This is a genomic window from Modestobacter sp. VKM Ac-2982 (genome assembly GCF_026967935.1).
Lineage (GTDB): Bacteria > Actinomycetota > Actinomycetes > Mycobacteriales > Geodermatophilaceae > Modestobacter.
On sequence record NZ_JAPVBL010000002.1, the window covers coordinates 419,017 to 438,858 of the forward strand.

Sequence of the window (19,842 nt, forward strand, 5' to 3'; positions counted from 1 at the left end):
CAACTCCGGGGTCCAGGCGACGTGAGAACCGATCACGGGTCGGATGACCCGTGCAGGGTTCGGCGCGGCCGTCGTCTCCGGATGGGTCGTCGTCCTCACCGGACTGCCTCTGGGACATCCACTGGGTGACCGCGCTGCGAACGCTCTCCGTGCGCGGGACGACGACTCGGTCCTGGCACCGAGTCAGGATGCCCAGCCATGCGGAGAGTGAGCCAATGTCATCGTCACGCGACATCGGGCCGGTGCAGCCGGCGAGGCCGGGATCGACGGTGACCGCGGCGCCGGCGGTGGTGCCGTCCGTCGGGGACGTCCAGGGGCTCCCGCACGCGTGCGACCCGGTCCCGCCGGGCGACGTGTCCGGGACGCCGTCGAGCACTGCGGAGGCGGTGCGGTCGACGCCCCGACTGGTCGGCATCGACGCTGCCCGTGGCATCGCCCTGGTCGGGATGATCGCGGTGCACCAGTTCGACGCGACCGACGCGGACGGGACGGCGTCCCTGGCCTGGACCCTGTCGGCAGGCACGTCGGCGGCGCTGTTCGCCCTGCTGGCCGGGGTGGGCATCGCCTTCACCAGCGGTGGCCGTCGGCGACGGCCGACGGGACGGACGTGGACGGCCCAGGCGGCGGCACTGCTGGTCCGCGCCCTGATCATCGGCGCGGTGGGGCTGGCCCTCGGCCACCTGGTCCCGACGGACGACGCCGCGGTGATCCTCCCGTACTACGCCGTCCTGTTCGTGCTGGCCGTCCCGCTGCTGTCTCTGTCCAGCCGTGCCCTGGTGGCGCTGGCGACGGTGGTCGTGCTCGCCGTGCCCGGGCTCAGCCATCTGCTCCGAGCCGGCACGGAACCGGTGGTCGTCCCCAACATGACCGTCACCGACCTGGTCGACCACCCACTGCAGGCGCTGATCGAGCTGACCGTCACCGGCCAGTACCCGGCGCTGGCGTGGCTGGCCTACCTGTGCGTCGGACTCGCCGTCGGCCGCGTCGCGCTCTCCAGCCGGGCGGTCGTGGGGGCGGTGATCCTGGTCGGTGCCGCACTGGTCGCCGTCTCGATGACCGTGTCCTGGCTGTTGCTCGACGTGTTCGGTGGCCGGTCGCGGCTCGAGCAGGTGGCCCTGCAGTCGATGACGCCGCAGGAGTACGCCGACGTCACGACGTCCGGGTGGAACGGGACGACCCCGACGGACACCGGCTGGTGGCTGGCCACGATGGCGCCGCACTCCAGCACGTCGCTGGACCTCGCGTACACGATCGGCGTCGCGCTGGTGGTGCTCGGCGCCTGCATCCTGCTCGGGCGCATGACGACCACGCTGCTGCGACCCCTGGCCGCAGCCGGGAGCATGACGCTGACCCTCTACTGCATGCACCTGGTGATGCTCAGCGCGCCGGCCGTCCCCGGTGGGCCGACCGGCTTCCTGGTGCAGGTCGCGGTCGTGGTGGCGTTCGCGCTCCTCTGGAGCCGCGCCCACGCCCGGGGCCCGTTCGAGGAGCTCGTCGCCGAGGCTGCCGGCGTCGTCCGCAGGAAGGTCCTGGCCGCACCGACGACGAGACGCCGTGGCGCCCACCGCAAGGGCTGAGCCAGGGGGGACGGGTTCGTGCTCCGGACCTCCCGTGCCTCAGGCGTGCTCGTCGGCGTCGGCGGACACGACGGCTTCCTCGCGACTGGGGAACGGCCCTGCGGTGCGGCCGTCCGCGCGGCAGGTCCACCGGTAGCCGCCCGGGGTCTGTTCGATGAGGTAGCCCTCCGGGTCGGCGGGGCCGTGGCCCGGGCGTTCCTGCGGGTCGGTCATGTGAACACCACGTTCCTGAATCGGACCCCGGCGAACGCGCTGCCGAGGTGGACGACGGGCACGGGTCGGTGGGCGGCGTCCGCCACGGTCAGGGCCTCGGCGATGGTGTCCGAGCGTGCGAAGGAGAGCCCCGCGGGCGTGACGGTGATCCGCAGCTGGACGTAGGTGTCCGGCGTCGGCGCCGTTCCTCCCGTCGAGGACGCCAGCGTGGTGGCGACGCCCTCGACGACCCGATGGACGTCCAGGTCGCCGTCTCCGCGCAGCAGGAAGCGGTAGCCGTTGGCGCCGGGGGACGAGCCGGACGCCGGTCGGTACCGGTGGTCGTCGGTGCTCAGGAAGACGAACGCACCGCTCCGGCAGCTGTCCTCCCACGTCTGGTCCACGCGCACGTCGAGGCGGAGCGTGAACGCCTCGGGGTCCGGCGGTGCGAGGAAGCCCATGAGCGTGGAGTGGACGGTGTCGGAGACGTCGAGGCCCCAGGACGAGTCGTCCGGGTGGAACCGGCCGCGGCTGGTGTCCGGCAGCATCCCGGGCAGCCAGGTCTGATCCGCGAACAGGTCCGATGTGCGACGACACGCGTCCCCGGCGATGTAGCGGGGGTCGTCGGAGAAGATCGCGTCCACGCCGGCCGCGACGACGGCGTCCCGCTGGTGTCGCCGGTTCACCGTGTAGGTCGCCACCTCGACTCCTGCCGCGTGTGCCGCCGTGCAGACCGCCGGGGTGATGCGGCCCGCTGCCGGGCCGATCCAGCCGATGCCCTCCGCGGCGGCCCGGGCGACGTCGGTGTTGCCGAGCCAGATGACCGGCCATCCCCGCGAGCACGCCAGCCGACAGTCGGCGAGGGCGAAGGACTGGAGCAGCATGGACTCCGGGCTGACCCCGTGTTGCTCGAGCGCGTCGATCATCGGCCCCATCGCGTCGCTGCTCTTGGCCTCGGCGCAGAGGAGGACGCGGTTGCCGAACTCGGTGAGCACCTCCTCGAACAGCGGCGGGCGGAGCCCGTCGGGCCAGCCTCCGCCGAGGATGACCGAGGCGTCGATGTGGAGCTGCCGCCACGACACCGAGGTGTGGTCGGCGACGTTGCCGGTGGAGGTGGTCATGCGGTCCACGGTTCCGTCGTGCATGACGGCGAGGCCGCCGTCGGCGAGCCTCGACACGTCCTGCTCGATGACCTCGAGGCCCTGGTCCACGGCGAACCGGTAGCCCTCCATCGTGTGCTCGGGCACCTGCAGCGACCCGCCGCGGTGCGCGATGACGAACGGCCGGCTCAGGTCGGCGAAGTCCACGCGCGACCTTAAGCCTGCCCCTGGGGCTGCGCGCCGGCGGGCACGACCACCGCCGCCCTGCTGTTCTCCCCTACGGCGCCGGGAGGCGTTGTCCCAAGGGGGGCGCAGGGGTGATGCTGGTGCATGGCGTCGCAACCGTCGTACGAGCAGTCGAAGCAGGTCGCCGAGTCCAGCCGCGAGACCGAGTGGACCCAGCCGTCGTTCGGCAAGCAGTTGTTCCTCGGCAACTTCCGGCTCGACCTGGTCCACCCCCAACCGGAGCTCGACGTGGCCGCGGTGGAGAAGGGCGAGGCGTTCCTCGAACGCCTCCGCACGTTCCTCACCGAGCGCGTCGACCGGCAGCGGATCGAGCGCGAGGCGAAGATCCCCGACGACGTCCTCCGGGGCCTCGGGGAGCTGGGTGCGCTCGGCATGAAGATCCCCGAGGAGTACGGGGGCCTCGGGCTGAGCCAGGTGTACTACAACCGGGCGCTGGCCATGGCCGGCACGTGGCACTCGTCGATCTCGACGCTGCTGTCGGCACACCAGTCGATCGGCCTGCCCGAGCCGCTACGGCTGTTCGGCTCCGAGGAGCAGAAGCGCCACTGGCTGCCCAGGTTGGCCAGGGACCACATCTCGGCGTTCCTGCTCACCGAGCCGGACGTCGGCTCGGACCCGGCGCGGATGAGCACGACCGCCGTCCCGAGCGCCGACGGCACCGGCTACCGGATCAACGGCACGAAGCTGTGGGCGACCAACGGCGCCATCGCCGACGTCGTCGTGGTCATGGCCGTCGTCCCGAGGTCGGACGGCCATCGAGGCGGCATCACCGCGTTCCTCTGCCCGTGCGACCGCGCGGGCATCACGGTCGAGCACCGCAACGAGTTCATGGGGCTCAAGGGCATCGAGAACTCGGTGACGCGCTTCGACGATGTCCTCGTCCCCACCGAGGACGTCATCGGCGGCGAGGGCAGGGGCCTGCGGATCGCCCTCACCACGCTCAACACCGGCCGCCTGTCACTGCCGGCGTTCTGTTCCTCGGCGGTGACGTACTCGCTGAAGATCGCTCGCGAGTGGTCGTCCGAACGGAGGCAGTGGGGGCGGCCGATCGGTGAGCACGACCCGGTCGCGCAGAAGCTCGCCTGGCTGGCGGGGACGGCGTTCGGCCTCGAGGCGGTGCTCGACGTGTCCAGTCGCCTGGCCGACGACAAGCGCAACGACATCCGCATCGAAGCTGCTCTGGCCAAGCTGTACTCGTCCGAGCTCGGCTGGACCGCCGTCGACGAGATGGTCCAGATCCGCGGCGGTCGCGCCTACGAGACCGCCGAGTCGCTCGCGCGGCGCGGCGAGAAACCGGTGCCGGCCGAGCAGTTGCTGCGGGACATGCGCATCAACCGGATCTTCGAGGGGTCCACGGAGATCATGCACCTGCTGATCGCCCGGGAGGCCGTCGACGAGCACCTGAGGGTGGCGGGGGACCTGGTGCTCGGGGACGCCAGCCCAGTCGACAAGGCCAAGGCCGCCGCGAAGGCGGGGACCTTCTACGCCCGGTGGCTCCCCACGCTGGCCACCGGCGCCGGGCAGCGCCCAGGCTCCTACGCCGAGTTCGGGGAGCTGGCCAGGCACCTGCGCTACGTCGAACGCCATTCCCGCAAGCTCGCCCGCTCGACCTTCTACGCGATGGGCCGACACCAGGCCCGCCTCGAGCAGAAGGGCCACCTGCTCGGCCGGATCGTCGACATCGGCGCCGAGCTGTACGCCATCTCGTGCGCCTGCGTGTACGCGGACACCATCGGGAGCGAGCAGCCCGCCCGCCGGCAGGAGGCCGCAGAACTGGCCGACCTGTTCTGCCGTCAGGCCCGTCGCCGGGCCGATCGGCTGTTCGCGGAGCTGTGGGACAACGACGACCGAGATCAGTACCGGGCCGCCAAGCAGGTGCTCTCCGGCCGGTACGCGTGGTTCGAGGAGGACGTGCTCGACCCGGCCGGTGACGGCCCGATGATGCCGACACACGAGCCACCGGCAGCCGAGCAGTTCGACGAGCCTGCGCCCACGGTGCCGGCCGCGCCCGCCTCGTAGCGCGCTGCGGGAGCGGAGACCGATGAGCTGGGCGGGCCCGCGCCGTCTGGACTCTCGTCACGCAGCGCACGGGCGGCGTGTCGAGCGTCGTGCTGCGTCGCAGGACCCGGTCAGGCGTTCGGCTGGGCGTCGAAGACGGTGATCGGTGGCGCAGCCGGTGTGCTGAGCGAGGAACCGGCGACGACCTGACGTGCCGACTTCCCGATCATGGTCAGTCCTCCGCGGGCGCAGTGGTGCGCGAAGGCGAGCAGCTGCTGGTGGTCGTGCGCGGCCTCCTGCACCAGGGTGCGCTCGCCGAGGCCGTCCGCCGGGAAGGTGATCTCGAGCCGACGGGGGAGGGTGCCGGTGACGACGCCGACCTCGACACCGGACTGCTGCCGGACGCGTTCGGCGACGTGTCTCCGGCCGGCAGCAGACAGGTCGGTGGAGCAGGGGCGGGCGATCACCATGGCTGCCTGCTGGGCAGCTGTCGGGCCGGTGGTCTCGGGGACTGCTGTCCAACGGAGCATCGCTGGGGCCAGGCCCAGGTCGGTCAGGGCTTCCTCGAACGCGGCGTCGACCGCGGGCAGGACGAGCGCTTGTGCACCGAACACCTCGATGCGCTCCTGGGCCTCGCCGGGGACCGGGAACCCGTACGAGACACCCGCCCAGGGCATGGGTTCGGCCGGCGTGCTCTGCGCAGCCAGGCGTGCGGGATCGGAGCGGCTGATCTCCTCGGCCACGTCGAGGAAGAAGTCCTCCATCGCCCGGCGCAGGGCCAGCTCCTGCCGTCGTTCGACGAAAGGGTAGTCGGCCCATCGCGTCAGTTCGGTCACCGGCACGCCCGCCCGGCGGAGGAGGTCCACCGTGATGCCCTGGCGCAACTGCGCGGGGGAGTAGCTGCGGTAGTTGGTCTGCGGGTCGACGGCGTCGGGGGAGAGGACCCCTCGCTCCCCGTACAGCCGGAGGGCCTTGGCCGACAAGCCGGTCAGCGCGGTGAACTCACCGGCGCTCAGATGGGTGTGCACGGTTCTCCTGGCCTGGGTCGGGACTGTCCTCAGCACAGCGTGGGCCCGGCCCCTGGGGCAAGGTCAACCACTGTGCCGTCGGAACCCGGCAGGTGGTGGACACCCCGGTCGCCAGCCGCGACGATGACCCCAGGTCGGGAGCGATGCGGCGGAGGGGTGCCCGTGGGGCTGCGGAAGAACGCGGAGAACCTGACGCCGGCGGAGCTGGTCGACCTGCGCGAGGCGTTCCAGGCGTTCTACGAGATCGACGACGACCGCGGCTTCGGGTTCTTCGCCGGGATCCACGGCCTGCCGCTCCCGGTCTACTGCGAACACGGGACCGCGCTCTTCCTGCCGTGGCACCGGGCGTACCTGTACCACGTCGAACGGGCGCTCACCGCCGCCCTGCGCCGAGCGCGTGGTGACGACACGGTCGAGGTGGCTCTCCCGTGGTGGGACTGGTCGTCGGCGGTCTCCCACGACCGAGGGCTGCCCACTTCGTTCAGCTCGTCCACGGAGGGCTCGACGAACCCGCTGAGCGCCGGGCCGGTCGTGCTCGGCCCCGACGATCTCGAACTCGTGCGGGAGAACCTGCCCGGCGCGATCAGTGAGGGCCCGGACCCCATCACGTTGCGCGACCCGGAGGAGCCCGACGAACTGCCGCGGGACCCGACCGTGCAGCGGGCGCTGCGCGCCACGACCTTCACCGACTTCAGCCGGATCCTGGAGGGCATCCACAACGGCGTCCACGGCTGGGTCGGCGGCGCGATGTCCGCAGCGCCCACCGCGGCCTTCGACCCGGTCTTCTGGGCGCACCACTCGATGATCGACCGGCTGTGGTACCTCTGGCAGCTCTCCCCGCGCAACGGCGCTCCACCGGCCAGGGTGCTCGACCGCGCGCTGCCACCGTTCCCCACGACGGTGCGCGAGACCCTGGACATCTCCAGCCTGGGTTACGAGTACGCCGCCCAGGTCATCGGCTGAGGAGGCTGCGATGGCGACCCTCGAGCAGGCACGCACCGGACGGGACGACCAGACCCGCGTCATCGACCTCGTCTTCCCCGGCGACGTCCCACCGGCGCCCTTCAGCCGCGCCGACCTGGTCGTCACCGGCGTCGACCACTCGAGCACGTCGTACGAGGTCCGGGTCTTCCTCAACGACCCCGACGCCACGGCCAGCACACCGCGCACGGCCGAGCAGCGCTACGCCGGCCGCTACACCGTCTTCGGCCACGGCGGGTGCTACGGCGGCGAAGGGCACTGCGACGCCCCGGCCCTCGGCGAGGACCTCCGGCTCGCGCCACCGCTGACCTCCTTCGACACCTACGTCACCATCACCGAGGCCCTGCAGCGCCTCCTCGCCGACGGCGATGCGTTGCAGACGATCACCCTGGTGCCGGTGTCCCTGCCCCCTCGCCGCGCCGACCGCAGGCCTGCCCCGGAGCTCCTGCACTTCGACGAGGTGACCCTGCAGACCTACCTCACGGCGACCGACGCCGACCAGATCACCACCTGATCCCGCCCACGACCGTGCCCGCCAACGGACCGCCCGGGCGTGGCGTGACCCGCCTACTGCGTGGCGCCGTAGGCGGCACGGCCCTGGACGGCGGACGTCCCCAGGTCGCTGCTCGTGAGGGCCGCACCCCGCTCGACGGCACTGCTCCACGTCGCGGTGGTGGCGACGGCGGCGAAGTTGGAGTTCAGCACCGCCATGAGGGTCTCGTGGACCTGCTGGGCCGAGGCGCTGCCGGCGTCGTTCACGATGTCGATCGCGCCGGTGGCGTCGGAGAGCACCTCGACGGCGATGCCGAGATCCTCGGCGGCGGCTGCGGTGCCGATGACGCAGTTGTTGGTCATGTACCCGACCAGGGTGATGCAGTCGACCTCGTTGGCCGCCAGCCACGAGGCGACGTCGGTGTCGGAGAAGACGCTGGCGTTGCTCTTGGTCACCTGCTTGCACGTGTCCGTCGTGCGCTTCTCGACGTCCGGGTGCAGCGCCTGCCCGGCCGAGCCGGCCGCGAAGACCGGCGCCCCCTCAGGGAGCTCGTGCCGGACCACGACGACCGGGAGCTCGTGCTCAGCGGCGACGTCCATGGCGCTCACGATGCGGGCGAGGGAGTCCTCCCGCGGCGGGTACTGGATCTCCAGCGGCCCGTCGAAGTAGTCGTTCTGCACGTCGATGACGACGAGGGCACGGCGGGGCGTGGACATGGCTCGTTCTCCCTGACTGGACTGCGTTGACGCCCACCAGGCTGCCCGCCGAGCCGGGGGTACCGTGAGTGGCAGGCCAGACGACGATCGATGAGATCAGGACGAGCGTGGAGATCGCGGTGCATGCCTTCGACGGCATGACGATGTTCCACCTGGCGACACCTCTGCTCGTGTTCGGCGAGGTCTCCAGGCTCGGCCTCGCGCCCGGCTGGCGGACCTCCGTGTGGACGCAGGACGGGCGCGGCATCCGCACGGCTGAGGGCCTGCGGGTCGAGGACGTCGCGGGACCAGAGGTCGTCCCGGGGTCCGACATCGTGGTGCTGCCATCCTGGCCCGCGGATCTCCGGCCGGCCGGTGACGACCTGGTCGAACTGGTCACGCGTGCGCACCTCGACGGCTCGACCGTCGTCGGACTGTGTCTGGGTGCGTTCCCCGTGGCCGACAGCGAGCTCCTCGACGGCCGGGGCGCTGTCACGCACTGGGCGGCGGCACCGCTGTTGCAGCAGCGGCGGACCGCGGTGCAGGTGAACGCCGCTGCCCTGTACCTCGACCACGGCGACGTCCTCACGTCAGCCGGCACCGCCTCGGGCCTGGACGCCTGTCTGCACGTGGTCCGCACCCGTCTCGGGAGCGCTGCGGCCAACACGCTGGCCCGGCACCTCGTGGTGGCACCGCACCGCGACGGAGACCAGGCCCAGTTCGTCCAACGGCCCGTGCCCGAGCCGGGCGGGGGAGGCCCGATCGGCGCGACCATGGAATGGGCGCTGGCCAACCTCGACCGGGACCTGACGGTCGACCAGCTGGCCGGCCACGCCCGGATGAGCGGGCGCAACTTCACCCGCCGGTTCACCGAAGCGGTCGGGACCACCCCTGCCCGCTGGGTCCTGACCCAGCGGCTCGAGGAGGTCCGGCGGCTGCTGGAGACCACGACCTGGTCGATCGAGCGGACAGCGCGCGCGTGCGGCTTCCGCAGCGCCGTGACCCTCCGCCAGAACTTCACCGCGGCCTACGCCACCACTCCCACGTCCTACCGGCAGCGGTTCCGCATCTCAGACGGCGCGTGACGCCCGTCAGGTGGCCGCGATGTCATCTCGCGCGTCGCACGCTCCGCACGCCGACGACCACCGCACCGATGACGAGCGCGGCCCCCAGCCCCTGGAGTCCCGGTGAGTCGTCGGCCCCGCCGAGTACGACACCGGCGATCCCGAGGGCGATGACGAGGAGGACGGCGGCGGCGAGCACGGGCTTCACGGCACCATCCTCCCGGACGTCGTGCGCATCAACGGGCCAGGAAGTGCACGCCGAGCCAGAGCCAGGTGAGCAGGACGACTGCGCGGCCGGGCGTCGTCCGCATGGCGGCGCCCAGGGCTCGGCCCGCGGTGGCCGGACCCAGTCCGAGCCGGGCACAGACCTCGATCGCCACACCGACGACGAGCAGCCCCAGGAAGCCGGCAGCGCTCAGCAGGACGCCGGTGGTCATCGCTGTGGCCGGCGCCGCGGGTGATCGAGCAGCCAGGCCCCGACGGCCAGCCAGCACACGGTGGCGGCGCCGCGCAGCAGCGGTTCGGCGAGAAGGGGATCCGCGAGATCGCTCGCCGTCGGCAGCTCGTCGTCGGCGAGCGTCACGAGTTCCCAGGACACGGCGGCGGTCACGAGGGCGAGCCACGGCAGCCCTCGTCGCCCCACTGGTGGGGCGGTCTCGCCCGACTGCCGGACCAACGCCACCACGACGACGGCGGTCCCGGCGGTGCCGATCACGACGAGCGCCTCCACCGACAGTTCGCCCCAGATCATCACAGCAGCGACGCAGGGCAGCGCCGCGGCCGCGAAGGTGAGCCGGCGCGCAAACGGGGAAGACCTCACGCGTGCATGTTCGCCCAGCAGGCCGCCGGGGCGCGCTCCTGTTCGCCGCCTCCGTCGCCGTGCTCCTCGCCGCCTGGAACAACGTCGTCATCACCCGGACGCCGGGCTACCCGCAGTCCTACGTCCCGGTCAATCTGGCGGCGACCGGCCTGCTCCTCGTGGGGGCTCGGTCCGTCGGCTTCACCTGGAAGGAACTGGGACTCGATCCGCGGAGGGCTCGGGCCGGACTGCGATGGGGCGGAGCCTGCTCGGCCGTGGTCGCCGCTGGCTACGCGGCCGGCCTCGCGGTCCAGGGGGTCCGTCCCCTCCTGGCGGATGCACGGCTCGCCGGCGCCAGCTCCGCCGAGGTCGCCTACCAGGCGCTGGTCCGGATCCCGTTGGGCACCGTCGTGTGGGAGGAGACAGCCTTCCGTGGCGTGCTGCTGGCGGCACTCATGCGGACGGTCCCGCCGCGTGCGGCCATCGCGGTCTCGGCGGCCCTCTTCGGGATCTGGCACATCCGTCCCACGCTGAGCGCGGCCACGGCCAACACCCTGACCGACGGGTCCGCGGGACTCGTCGTCGCCGTGCTGCTGGGATGTGCGTTCACGGCGGCGGCGGGGGTCCTCTTCGCCTGGCTGCGCCTCCGGAGCGGCAGCCTGCTGGCCCCCGCCCTCCTGCACCTGGCGACGAACAGTCTGGGTGCGCTGGCCGCAACCGCCGCCCACCGTCTGGGATGAGCCGCCGCGCACACGCCCCGGGTCAGCTCGGTACCTGTGAGCGCCAGCCGTCGTCGCGGCTGGGCATCAGCAGGTCGGCTCGTTGAGCTCGCCGGCAGGGCTGATCTCGACCCCGCACTCGCCGAAGTCGGTGCGGGAGAGACTCCGGACCATGTCCAGCGCTTGCTGGGCGGGATCCACCTCCGGCACTCCGGGGTCGACCATCACGGTGCCGACCAGGTGCCCGGCGTCCCAGGACCCGTCCGGGGCCAGGCGCAGCGTGAGGACTCCGCCGACGCCCGCCGGGCCGTCGTTCGAGAGGCTGGCGTAGCCGGTGAAGTTGCCCATGCTGTAGGCGATCAGCCGACCCCGGTACCACTCCATCCCCCTCAGCACGTGGGGACCGGCACCCAGCACCGCGTCCGCCCCGGCGTCGATGACCGCGCGGGAGAAGGCCATGGGGTCTCCGCGGTCCTCGCCGAGGAACATCTCGGTGCCGGGGCGGACGTGGCTCTGGTCCCGACCTTCCCCGCCGGCGTGGATGGTGACCAGGACGAGATCGGCGTCCTGGGCGGCCCGGCTGACGAGCTGCCGGGCGGCGGGGATGTCCAGCAGGCTCTGTGTCCAGCCGTAGGGTGCGAAGCCGATGATCGCCACCCGCAGCGCGCCCACCTGCTGCAGCGTGATCTGCCCGGGCATGCCGGTGTACTCCAGGCCCGCATCGGTCAGCGCCGCTCGGGTGTCCCGCAGACCCGCCTCGCCGAAGTCGCGTGAGTGGTTGTTGGCCAGGTTGATGACGGTGAACCCGGCGGCACTCAACGCCTCCGCGTACGACGGCGGGGTCCGGAAGGCGTAGCAGCGAGCGCTGTCCGCCCCGCACTTGGTCGATGTCGCCAGGTCGGTGAGCGCCTGGTCCAGGTTCGCCAGCACGACGTCCCCGGTGAGCCGGTCGGCGACCGCGTCGAACAGGTGGCGACCGTCGTCGGGCGGCAGCTCCGGTGCAGCGCCCATGACGATGTCCCCGACGGCGGTGATCTCCACGCTCGTCCCGCCCGTCGCGGGAGTGGCCGCGGACTCTGTCGGGGAACTGGCTGGGGGTTCTTGCCCGGTGGCTGGGTCGGCGGCAGCGCCGGCGGAACAGGCCGTCGCCGCGCAGGTGGCCAGAGCGGCCAGCAGGTACGTCGCCGGTCGGACCCGGGCCGGCAGTCGGCGCAGCCACGTCCTCACCGGGTCATCGTTCTCCGACCTCGATGCCCGATGACGCATGGCGGCGACAGTGGCCGAACACGGGGGCGTCGTCGGACAGGACGCCGTCGCGGCGCACGGCCGAGAGGCACTGCCCCGCGTGGCCAGCACGGTCCGCTACTGGTCGGAACACCAGACGGTGCGATGGACCGGGTGCCGCCCCGGCACCGAAGGCGCGTCGTCCTCAGGCCTGCAGGCCGAGGACCACAGGCAGGGACTCGTAGCCACGCAGGACGACGGTTCCGCGACGGCGCGCGGAGCCCGCGGGCCGCAGGCCGGGGAAGCGCTCGAACAGCGCTCGCAGCGCGACCTCGCCCTCCATCCGGGCGAGCGCGGCGCCGAGGCAGAAGTGGATGCCGCTGGCGAAGGCCAGGTGATCGCGGGCGTTCGCGCGCGCGACGTCGAAGACGTGCGGATCGGGGAACACCCGCGAGTCCCGGTTGGCCGCGGCGAGCAGGAGGACCAGCCACTCGCCCTCGGCGACGGGGACCCCGTGGACGGTGGTGTGCTCCCTGGCCCGGCGGCCGGTCCGCTGCACGGGGGGATCGAAGCGGAGCACCTCGTCGACCGCGTTCGGCCACAGCGACGGGTCCTCGGCCAGCCGCCGGCGCTGGTCGGGATGGGCGAACAAGAGGGCGGCCCCGTTGCCGATGAGGTTGACGGTGGTCTCGAAGCCGGCGCCGACGACCAACGCGGCGGTGGCCCGCAGCTCTGTCTCGGTGAGGCCGCCACCGTCGTCGTCGACCATGGTGACCAGGCTGGAGAGCATGTCAGTGCCTGGGTTCCGGCGCAGTGACTGCAGGTGCCCCCGCCACCACACGTCGAGCTCGACGAGGCTGCGCTCGACCTCGCGGTGGGTCGACCAGTCCAGGCCCATGTCCAGGACCGGCGCGGCGCGGTCGCCCCAGGCCAGGAACTGTTCCCGCATCCCCACCGGGACGCCGAGCATCTCGGAGATGACGGTGACCGGGAGGAGGCTGGCGTAGCGGGAGACGAGGTCCACCTGCCCGCCGTGCGCCGCGGCCTCGTCCTCGAGCCCGTCGAGGAGTGCGTCGGCGATCTCACGGGTGCGCTCGCGCAACCCCGCGACGGCCCGGGCGCTGAACGCCCGGCTGACCAGCCGCCGGTAGCGGGTGTGCGCGGGCGGGTCGACGGCGACCATCGACGGCTGGTCGATGGGGCTCACCCCCGGTCGGGTGCCGGCCAGCCGGAGCGCCAGCCGGAACACCGACGGCAGCCTCTCGGTCTGGAACCCGCCGATCTGCCCGAAGTCCTCGCTGCGCAGCACGTCGCTGCAGACGTCGTGGTGGACGCTGATGCGGGCGAGGGCGCCGTCGGTGAACGGGGCCGCCGTCCGCAGCCGTTCGTGGTGCGGGTACGGGTCCGCGCGGAGGGCCGGGGCGACGAGCACCTGGGCGTCGCAGTTGCCTCCGCGGGCCCGTGCCCGGAGCGCCAGCCGCATCGCTCCGTGGGTGGCGCCCCAGCGGACCCCGCTGCGCACCAGTTCCTCCATGGTCCCTCGCCCGTCCCCTCCGCAGTCGAGTCCTGTTCGCGGCCGGCGTGCCCCTCATCCTCGCGGGCACTGCCCACCCGATCCAGGGTCGACGGCGCCTGGATCGGTCACCGCAGCGTCGTGCACTGCGGCGCGCGGCCGTGATCGCCACCTGCTGGTCCAGGCCGGTCGCGACACCGCGAACGGAGCTCGCAGGCTGCCCGCCGACTCGCCGCTGCCGCCCGGGAGCGAGCAGCTCCCCGCTGCCCTACTGCTGACCGGCCGGCTCACGGCCGGGGTCGGCGACCACCGGGACTCCGGGTGACGTGGGCCGTGGTCCGCTCGCGTGCGGCATGTCGTGGAGGTGGGCGACGACGGCCCGCCGGACCTGCGGGTCCAGCGTCGAGGTGTAGGGCTCCCGCCGGAGCTCGCGGACCAGGTTGACGCAGATGGCGATGAGCACGATGACGAAGGGCGTGGCCACCAGGATGGTGGCCGACTGGATGACCTGGAGACCTCCGGCGAGGGTGAGCGCGGAGGCGACGGCCGCGATGCACACGCCCCAGAGGATGACCACCGCGCGGGCGGGGGAGGTCGTGCCCCGCTGCGAGAGCATGCCGAGGACCATGGAGGCCGAGTCGGCGCTGCTGACGAAGAACAGCGTGATGAGCACCATCACGAGCAGCACGGTGAGCGTGACCAGCGGGAACTCGCCGAGCAGGGCGAACAGTGCGCCCTCGGTGCCGTCGTCGAGCAGGGCCTGGCTGAGCTCGGCCTGGTCGGTGAGCTCGAGGTGGGTGGCGGTGCCGCCCAGCACGCCGAACCACACGATGCTGACCATGGTCGGGATGATCATCACGAACGTGACGAACTGCCGGATCGTCCGGCCGCGGGAGATGCGGGCGATGAACGTCCCCACGAACGGCGTCCAGGACATCCACCACGCCCAGTAGAACAGCGTCCACCCGGCGAGCCACTCCTGGCCGCCCCAGGCCCCCGAGGCCAGGCTCATGGCGGGGAGGGCGGTCAGGTAGTCCCCGGTGGCGTCGGTGATGGTGTTGAAGACGTGCGTGGTCGGGCCCAGCACGAAGATGAAGGCCACGAGCACCGCGGCCAGCACCACGTTCGTGTTGCTGATCAGCTTGATGCCCTTGTGCACGCCGCTGACCGCGGACAGGACGTAGAGCAGTGCCAGGCCGGCGATGATGGCCACGGCCACGCCGTTGTTGCGCGGGACGCCGTAATTGGCTGCCAGCCCGCTGTTGACCTGCAGTGCGCCGAGACCGAGCGAGGTGGCCGCGCCGAACACCGTGGTGAAGATGGCGAGGACGTCGACGGCACGGCGGACGCCCGAACGCTTCTCGTTCACCAGCGGGACGACCGCGGAGCTCACCAGGCTCGGCCGGCCCTTGCGGAAGACGCCGTAGGCGAGGGCCATCGCCATGACGGCGTACATCGCCCAGGGGTGCAGGCCCCAGTGGAAGATCGTGTACTGCAGCCCCAGCCGGGCGGCCTCCGGGGTCCCGCCCTCCTCGAGGCCGAGCGGGGCGGCGGCGAGGTGGGAGAGCGGCTCGGCGACGCCCCAGAAGAGCAGCCCGATGCCCATGCCGGCCGCGAAGAGCATGGAGATCCACGAGCCCGTGCTGAACTCCGGACGCTCGTCGTCCTTCCCCAGCCGGATGCGCCCGTAGCGGGACAGCGCGAGGAACGCCGCGAGGGCGACGAACCCCGAGCTGGTCACGACGAAGACCCAGCCGGCGTTGGTGATGACCGTCTCGAACGCGATGCCCACCGCGTTCGAGAGGTTGTCGCTGGCGAGGACCCCCCAGAGCGCGAACCCCAGCACCAGCGCCAGGGAGACGCCGAAGACGACCCGGTCGGTCTGCGGCGGGGCCGAGGGCTCCCGGGCGACGGTCGACGCGGCGCCGGTCGCAGGGTCACCCGTCGGCCCGGCACTCGGAGAGCTGGAGGGTGCGGCCTGCTCGGGACCCGGGTGTTCCATGGCTTTCTCCTCGTGTTGCGTACTACGAGACCAGGTGCGCATGAGGGAACCAGACGGCCCACCGTGGAACAAGAGACAAAAGTGACCTGGAGCACAAGTGTTGCGCGAGTGGACCCAGCGTGCGGGGGCGGTGACGAACCGGCGAGGGTCCTCGCGAGGACATCTCCCCGGCGGCTCCACTCGATGGGCGCCCACAGGTCCGGGCAGGGCGGCGCTGCCGACGGACCGACCGGGGTCAGGAGTGCGTGAGAACGGCGGCACGCAGCTGTCGGCGCCAGCGGGTGAACAGGCGGGGCTGGTTCATCCCGAGGACGGCGACGGGGTGCCCGTGGCGCTCGTAGACCGCCAGGAAGCTGCGGTCGGCGCAACTGCCCTCCAGTACGCGGACGACGTCGTCCTCGCGGCGCGACCCCGCGAACTGGATGCGTGCGCCGTACTGGTCCGACCAGAAGTAGGGCACGGGCGTCTGCGCCGGTCCGCCGGTGCCCAGCAGGGTGGCGACCGCGGTGGCCGGCCGTTCGAACGCGTGGGTCCAGTGCTCGGTGCGGACGTGCCGCTCCCCGGAGGCCGACCACGCCGCCGCGCAGTCACCGACGGCGACCACGCCCGGGACGTCGGTGGCGCAGTGCGCGTCGGTGAGGACGCCGTTGCCCAGGGCCAGGCCGGAGTCGGCGAGCCACTCGGTGTTCGGTGTGGCGCCGATCCCCACGACCACCACATCGGCGGGCAGGCGAGTGCCGTCGGTCAGCTCGACTGCCTGGACCCTGCCGGTGCCGACCAGGCCGGCGACACCGGTACCGACCAGCAGGCGGGTGCCGTGATCGGCGTGCAACTGGGCGCACACGGCACCCATGTGCTCCCCCAGCGGGCCGGCGAGCGGGACGGGCTGGGTCTCGACGACGGTGACCTCCAGCCCCAGCGTGCGGGCTGTGGAGGCGACCTCGGCACCGATGAACCCCGCGCCGATCACCACGAGACGTCCGGCCGTGGCCAGGTCCTCGCGCAGGGCGACCGCGTCGTCCAGCGACCGCAGCACGTGCACCCCGGCCAGTCCCTCGCTGCCGGGCAGGCGTCGGGCGCGGGCTCCGGTGGCGAGGACGACGCCGTCGGCCCGCACCTCGCTGCCGTCGTCCAGCAGCACCGAGCGGCCCAGGCGGTCGAGCCCGACCGCCGTCGTGCCCAGCCGCCAGTCGAGGTCGAGGCCCGCGTCATCCGGCGCGCCCAGTGCGATGTCCTCCAGCGACGCCGCTCCCGCCAGGAACCCCTTGGACAGGGGTGGCCGGTCGTAGGGGGCGTGCGCCTCGTCGCCGATGACCACGATGCGGCCGTCGTAGCACTGCTCGCGGAGCGCTCGGGCCGCCGAGAGGCCGGCCAGGGAGGCTCCGACCACGGCGACCGTGCGGCTCATGCGGCACCGTCCGCGGCGGTGTCCGGCTGCACGTAGATGGTCCCGCCGTGCACGACGACCCGGTGGGTGCGGACCGGGGTCTTCGCCGGCGGGCCGGACACCTTCCCGGTGCGCAGGTCGAAGCACGAGGCGTGCAGGGGGCACTCCACCGCACAGCCGTCCAGCCAGCCGTCGGCCAGCGAGGCGTCCTGGTGCGTGCACGTGTCGTCGATCGCGTAGAAGTCGCCGTCGACGTTGAAGACCGCGATGGGCTGAGCGGCCTCCACGCGAATCGCCTCGCCGGGTGACAACGCTGTCGTGGGGCAGACCGGGATCATGGGAACTCCAGGCGGACGTGTTGTTGCGATCACCGCAACGCTGCGCTGATAGCGCAACAGCATGCGCGGGCTTCGCGCCATCGTCAAGCGCAGCCGAAAGGGTGCTCCACGGTCGTCCACCTAGGCTGGGTCCATGAGCGAGCCGCAGGACGAAACTGCAGATCGCGGCCCGGTCGCTGGCGTCCAGTCCGTCGACCGTGCGCTGAGCGTCCTCGAGATCCTCGCGGCCGCGGGCGAGGCCGGCGTCACGGAGGTGGCTGCCGAACTCGGGGTGCACAAGTCCACGGCCTTCCGGCTCGTGGCGACGCTGGAGAGCCGGGGCTTCGTCGAGCAACTGGCTGATCGGGGCAAGTACCGCTTGGGCTTCGGGGTCGTGCGCCTGGCCGGCGCGGCCGTTGCGCAGCTGGATATCGCCCGAGAGGGGTGGCCGATCTGCGAGGCGCTGGCCGCCGACCTCGGGGAGACGGTCAACATCGCCATCCTGGACGGCGATCGTGCGGTGAACGTGACCCAGGCCCGCGGGCCGGCGGCGCTCAGTGCGCACAACTGGGTGGGTCACGGCACCCCTCTCCATGCGACGTCGAGCGGCAAGGTGCTCCTGGCCCACGCTCCCGACGCCGTCCGCAAGGACCTGCTCTCCCGGGGGATGCAGAGCTTCACCCCGGCGACGATCACCGACCCCGAGGCGCTGCGCCAGAACCTGGACCGGATCGTCGAGCAGGGCTGGGGCTGCACCGTCGAGGAGCTCGAGGTGGGGCTGAGTGCTGTGGCCGCGCCTGTCCGGGGCGCCGACGGGGAGGTCATCGCCGCCCTCAGCGTCTCGGGGCCGGCCTTCCGCATGGACGAGGAGGACCATCCCGCGCTCGCCCGGCGGGTGATGGCGGGCGCGGACGAGCTGAGCCGGAGGTTGGGCTTCTACGGTCTGCCTCGCTGACCCGGGGAGCTCGTCCGGCCGCGAGGTCGACACGCCGGTCCGACCTCGTCGCCGCTCCACCCGTCGTCCTCGAGGCCTGCACCTGAGGCGGATGGGCGCCGGGGCACTGCTGCACGCCCTCAGGATGTTGTTGCGTACAGCGAGACTGAATGTGTAATGTGAAACACACCGGTTCTCGTGAACTCGCCGACGGGGTGACGACCGTGGCTGGTCGCAGGGCCCTGTGTTGTCCGACTTCCGGCGTTCCCTCCGGGTCGCCGACGCCATCCGAGGTGCCGCATGACCACCACCGAGCAGCCCGCGAGCCTCATCTCCACGTTGCCGGGCCACTACTACACCGACCCCGCCGTCTTCTCGCTGGAGCAGTCGCACGTCTTCGAGGACATGTGGTTCTGCGCCGTGCGGTCGAGCGACCTGCCGACACCCGGCTCCTTCGAGAAGGTCCAGGTGGGGAGGGAGAGCGTCCTCGTGGTCCGCAGCCGGGACGGGCAGCTGCGGGCCTTCCTCAACATCTGCCGGCACCGCGGTGCGCAGATCTGCACGGAGGACTCCGGCACGGTGAAGCGGGCCTTCCAGTGCCCGTACCACGCCTGGACCTACGACCTCGAGGGCAAGCTGATCGCGGCCCCCAACCTGACCAAGATGCCCGACGTCGACCGGGTCGAGTACGGCCTGGTCCCGGTGGCGCTGCACGAGTGGCTGGGCTACGCGTGGGTGTGCCTGGCGAAGGAGCCCCCGTCCTTCGAGGACGACGTGGTGGGCGCCGTCGTCGAGCGCCTCGGGAGCGTGGAGGTGATCGACAGCTACGACGTCGACTCGCTGTCCGTGGGGCGCCGCATCACCTACGACGTCAAGGCGAACTGGAAGCTCATCATCGAGAACTTCATGGAGTGCTACCACTGCGCGACGATCCACCCGGAGCTCACCGAGGTGCTCCCCGAGTTCGCCGACGGGTACGCGGCACAGTTCTTCGTCGGGCACGGCGCGGAGTTCGGGGACGACGTCAAGGGCTTCACCGTCGACGGCAGCGAGGGGTTCGACCGGCTCCCGGGCGTCGACGAGGACCAGGACCGCCGCTACTACGCCATCACGGTCCGGCCGACGGTCTTCGTCAACCTGACACCGGACCACGTCATCTTCCACCGCATGTTCCCGGTCTCGGCCGACCGGACGATCGTGCAGTGCGACTGGCTGTACACGCGCGACGTGGTCGAGTCGGGCAGGGACGTGTCGCGGTCGGTGGAGCTGTTCCACCGGGTCAACCAGCAGGACTTCGACGCCTGCGAGCGGACCCAGCCGGCCATGTCCTCCCGGGCCTACGTCAACGGCGGCGTCCTCGTGCCCTCCGAGCACCACATCGGCGCCTTCCACGAGTGGCTGACGCAGCGCCTGTCGGGCTGAGCGGGCACCGACCGCGCCACGCAGGTCGTCCAGGGCCTCCTGGACGTCGTCCAGACCGATGGCCTCGAGTCCCGACGGCCACGTCCGTGACGCCGGCGCCGATCGCGGAGACGACGCCGACCGCTCCGTGCCCCAGCAGGAACGGGCAGGA

General features: G+C 72.1%; 20 protein-coding genes. 8 read left to right on the top strand and 12 right to left on the bottom strand.

What is annotated here, in order from left to right:
• Positions 1–269 precede the first annotated feature (269 nt).
• Positions 270–1,577 (top strand): acyltransferase family protein, encoded by a 1,308-nt coding sequence (locus O2W20_RS08955; RefSeq protein ID WP_269172978.1) that lies wholly within the window; start codon positions 270–272, stop codon positions 1,575–1,577.
• A gap of 39 nt (positions 1,578–1,616) precedes the next feature.
• Here O2W20_RS08955 and O2W20_RS08960 read toward each other — a convergent pair whose 3' ends face one another.
• A complete protein-coding gene (locus O2W20_RS08960) occupies positions 1,617–1,790 on the bottom strand; it encodes a hypothetical protein (RefSeq protein ID WP_269172977.1) in 174 nt (57 codons plus the stop codon).
• Positions 1,787–3,076 carry a glycerophosphodiester phosphodiesterase gene (locus O2W20_RS08965; RefSeq protein WP_269172976.1) on the bottom strand — a complete coding sequence of 430 codons (1,290 nt, stop codon included), beginning with the start codon at positions 3,074–3,076 and terminating at the stop codon, positions 1,787–1,789. The genes O2W20_RS08960 and O2W20_RS08965 overlap by 4 nt, the downstream gene beginning before the upstream one ends.
• A 123-nt stretch (positions 3,077–3,199) precedes the next feature.
• Between O2W20_RS08965 and O2W20_RS08970 the strand changes: the two genes are divergently transcribed.
• Positions 3,200–5,134, top strand: a complete 1,935-nt coding sequence (locus O2W20_RS08970; RefSeq protein ID WP_269172975.1) for an acyl-CoA dehydrogenase family protein — start codon at positions 3,200–3,202, stop codon at positions 5,132–5,134.
• Positions 5,135–5,244: 110 nt separating this feature from the next.
• Here O2W20_RS08970 and O2W20_RS08975 read toward each other — a convergent pair whose 3' ends face one another.
• Positions 5,245–6,141 carry a MerR family transcriptional regulator gene (locus O2W20_RS08975; RefSeq protein WP_269172974.1) on the bottom strand — a complete coding sequence of 299 codons (897 nt, stop codon included), beginning with the start codon at positions 6,139–6,141 and terminating at the stop codon, positions 5,245–5,247.
• Positions 6,142–6,303: 162 nt separating this feature from the next.
• On the opposite strand from O2W20_RS08975, the gene O2W20_RS08980 reads away from it, so the two are divergent.
• Both O2W20_RS08980 and O2W20_RS08985 read left to right on the top strand, forming a co-directional pair.
• Positions 6,304–7,104, top strand: coding sequence for a tyrosinase family protein (locus O2W20_RS08980; protein ID WP_269172973.1), 801 nt, complete (start codon positions 6,304–6,306; stop codon positions 7,102–7,104).
• 10 nt (positions 7,105–7,114) lie between these two features.
• Positions 7,115–7,636, top strand: a complete 522-nt coding sequence (locus tag O2W20_RS08985; protein ID WP_269172972.1) for a hypothetical protein — start codon at positions 7,115–7,117, stop codon at positions 7,634–7,636.
• A 53-nt stretch (positions 7,637–7,689) separates the two neighbouring features.
• On the opposite strand, the gene O2W20_RS08990 is transcribed toward O2W20_RS08985, so the two are convergent.
• Entirely contained in the window at positions 7,690–8,331 is a 642-nt protein-coding gene (locus tag O2W20_RS08990; RefSeq protein ID WP_269172971.1) for an isochorismatase family protein, read from the bottom strand.
• A gap of 107 nt (positions 8,332–8,438) precedes the next feature.
• Between O2W20_RS08990 and O2W20_RS08995 the strand changes: the two genes are divergently transcribed.
• Positions 8,439–9,395 carry a GlxA family transcriptional regulator gene (locus O2W20_RS08995; protein ID WP_269172970.1) on the top strand — a complete coding sequence of 319 codons (957 nt, stop codon included), beginning with the start codon at positions 8,439–8,441 and terminating at the stop codon, positions 9,393–9,395.
• A 22-nt stretch (positions 9,396–9,417) separates the two neighbouring features.
• Here the strand turns inward: O2W20_RS08995 and O2W20_RS09000 are convergent, their stop codons facing one another.
• Genes O2W20_RS09000 through O2W20_RS09010 form a run of 3 tightly spaced genes read right to left on the bottom strand, consistent with a single transcriptional unit; the run spans position 9,418 to position 10,194 of the window.
• The gene (locus O2W20_RS09000) at positions 9,418–9,582 is read right to left on the bottom strand and encodes a hypothetical protein (RefSeq protein WP_269172969.1); all 165 of its coding nucleotides are present in this window, start codon (positions 9,580–9,582) and stop codon (positions 9,418–9,420) included.
• A 28-nt stretch (positions 9,583–9,610) separates the two neighbouring features.
• Entirely contained in the window at positions 9,611–9,811 is a 201-nt protein-coding gene (locus tag O2W20_RS09005) for a DUF6186 family protein (protein WP_269172968.1), read from the bottom strand.
• Positions 9,808–10,194, bottom strand: coding sequence for a hypothetical protein (locus tag O2W20_RS09010; RefSeq protein ID WP_269172967.1), 387 nt, complete (start codon positions 10,192–10,194; stop codon positions 9,808–9,810). The genes O2W20_RS09005 and O2W20_RS09010 overlap by 4 nt, the downstream gene beginning before the upstream one ends.
• Before the next feature lie 2 nt (positions 10,195–10,196).
• On the opposite strand from O2W20_RS09010, the gene O2W20_RS09015 reads away from it, so the two are divergent.
• A complete protein-coding gene (locus tag O2W20_RS09015) occupies positions 10,197–10,913 on the top strand; it encodes a CPBP family intramembrane glutamic endopeptidase (protein ID WP_269172966.1) in 717 nt (238 codons plus the stop codon).
• A gap of 66 nt (positions 10,914–10,979) precedes the next feature.
• Here the strand turns inward: O2W20_RS09015 and O2W20_RS09020 are convergent, their stop codons facing one another.
• The 5 genes from O2W20_RS09020 to O2W20_RS09040 form a co-directional block, all read right to left on the bottom strand.
• Complete coding sequence (locus O2W20_RS09020; RefSeq protein WP_269172965.1) at positions 10,980–11,933, bottom strand: CapA family protein; 954 nt, start codon at positions 11,931–11,933, stop codon at positions 10,980–10,982.
• 388 nt (positions 11,934–12,321) lie between these two features.
• Positions 12,322–13,650 (bottom strand): cytochrome P450, encoded by a 1,329-nt coding sequence (locus O2W20_RS09025; RefSeq protein ID WP_269172964.1) that lies wholly within the window; start codon positions 13,648–13,650, stop codon positions 12,322–12,324.
• Between the two features lie 247 nt (positions 13,651–13,897).
• Entirely contained in the window at positions 13,898–15,631 is a 1,734-nt protein-coding gene (locus O2W20_RS09030; RefSeq protein WP_269172963.1) for a BCCT family transporter, read from the bottom strand.
• 235 nt (positions 15,632–15,866) lie between these two features.
• Entirely contained in the window at positions 15,867–17,039 is a 1,173-nt protein-coding gene (locus O2W20_RS09035; protein WP_269172962.1) for an NAD(P)/FAD-dependent oxidoreductase, read from the bottom strand.
• Positions 17,036–17,356, bottom strand: coding sequence for a bifunctional 3-phenylpropionate/cinnamic acid dioxygenase ferredoxin subunit (locus O2W20_RS09040; protein ID WP_269172961.1), 321 nt, complete (start codon positions 17,354–17,356; stop codon positions 17,036–17,038). The genes O2W20_RS09035 and O2W20_RS09040 overlap by 4 nt, the downstream gene beginning before the upstream one ends.
• A 133-nt stretch (positions 17,357–17,489) precedes the next feature.
• Here O2W20_RS09040 and O2W20_RS09045 point away from each other — a divergent pair, with 133 nt between their 5' ends.
• Both O2W20_RS09045 and O2W20_RS09050 read left to right on the top strand, forming a co-directional pair.
• A complete protein-coding gene (locus O2W20_RS09045) occupies positions 17,490–18,290 on the top strand; it encodes an IclR family transcriptional regulator (RefSeq protein WP_269172960.1) in 801 nt (266 codons plus the stop codon).
• A 279-nt stretch (positions 18,291–18,569) separates the two neighbouring features.
• On the top strand, positions 18,570–19,691 hold the full coding sequence (locus tag O2W20_RS09050; protein ID WP_269172959.1) for an aromatic ring-hydroxylating oxygenase subunit alpha: 1,122 nt from the start codon (positions 18,570–18,572) through the stop codon (positions 19,689–19,691).
• Positions 19,692–19,842: the final 151 nt, after the last annotated feature.

What these genes read in the sequence shown, in the direction of transcription:
- O2W20_RS09040 (WP_269172961.1), bottom strand. Translation starts at nt 17,356, where the DNA reads ATGATCCCGGTCTGCCCCACGACAGCGTTGTCACCCGGCGAGGCGATT.
- O2W20_RS09045 (WP_269172960.1), top strand. Translation starts at nt 17,490, where the DNA reads ATGAGCGAGCCGCAGGACGAAACTGCAGATCGCGGCCCGGTCGCTGGC.
- O2W20_RS09035 (WP_269172962.1), bottom strand. Translation starts at nt 17,039, where the DNA reads ATGAGCCGCACGGTCGCCGTGGTCGGAGCCTCCCTGGCCGGCCTCTCG.
- O2W20_RS08960 (WP_269172977.1), bottom strand. Translation starts at nt 1,790, where the DNA reads ATGACCGACCCGCAGGAACGCCCGGGCCACGGCCCCGCCGACCCGGAG.
- O2W20_RS09050 (WP_269172959.1), top strand. Translation starts at nt 18,570, where the DNA reads ATGACCACCACCGAGCAGCCCGCGAGCCTCATCTCCACGTTGCCGGGC.
- O2W20_RS08970 (WP_269172975.1), top strand. Translation starts at nt 3,200, where the DNA reads ATGGCGTCGCAACCGTCGTACGAGCAGTCGAAGCAGGTCGCCGAGTCC.
- O2W20_RS08985 (WP_269172972.1), top strand. Translation starts at nt 7,115, where the DNA reads ATGGCGACCCTCGAGCAGGCACGCACCGGACGGGACGACCAGACCCGC.
- O2W20_RS09030 (WP_269172963.1), bottom strand. Translation starts at nt 15,631, where the DNA reads ATGGAACACCCGGGTCCCGAGCAGGCCGCACCCTCCAGCTCTCCGAGT.
- O2W20_RS09005 (WP_269172968.1), bottom strand. Translation starts at nt 9,811, where the DNA reads ATGACCACCGGCGTCCTGCTGAGCGCTGCCGGCTTCCTGGGGCTGCTC.
- O2W20_RS08990 (WP_269172971.1), bottom strand. Translation starts at nt 8,331, where the DNA reads ATGTCCACGCCCCGCCGTGCCCTCGTCGTCATCGACGTGCAGAACGAC.
- O2W20_RS09025 (WP_269172964.1), bottom strand. Translation starts at nt 13,650, where the DNA reads ATGGAGGAACTGGTGCGCAGCGGGGTCCGCTGGGGCGCCACCCACGGA.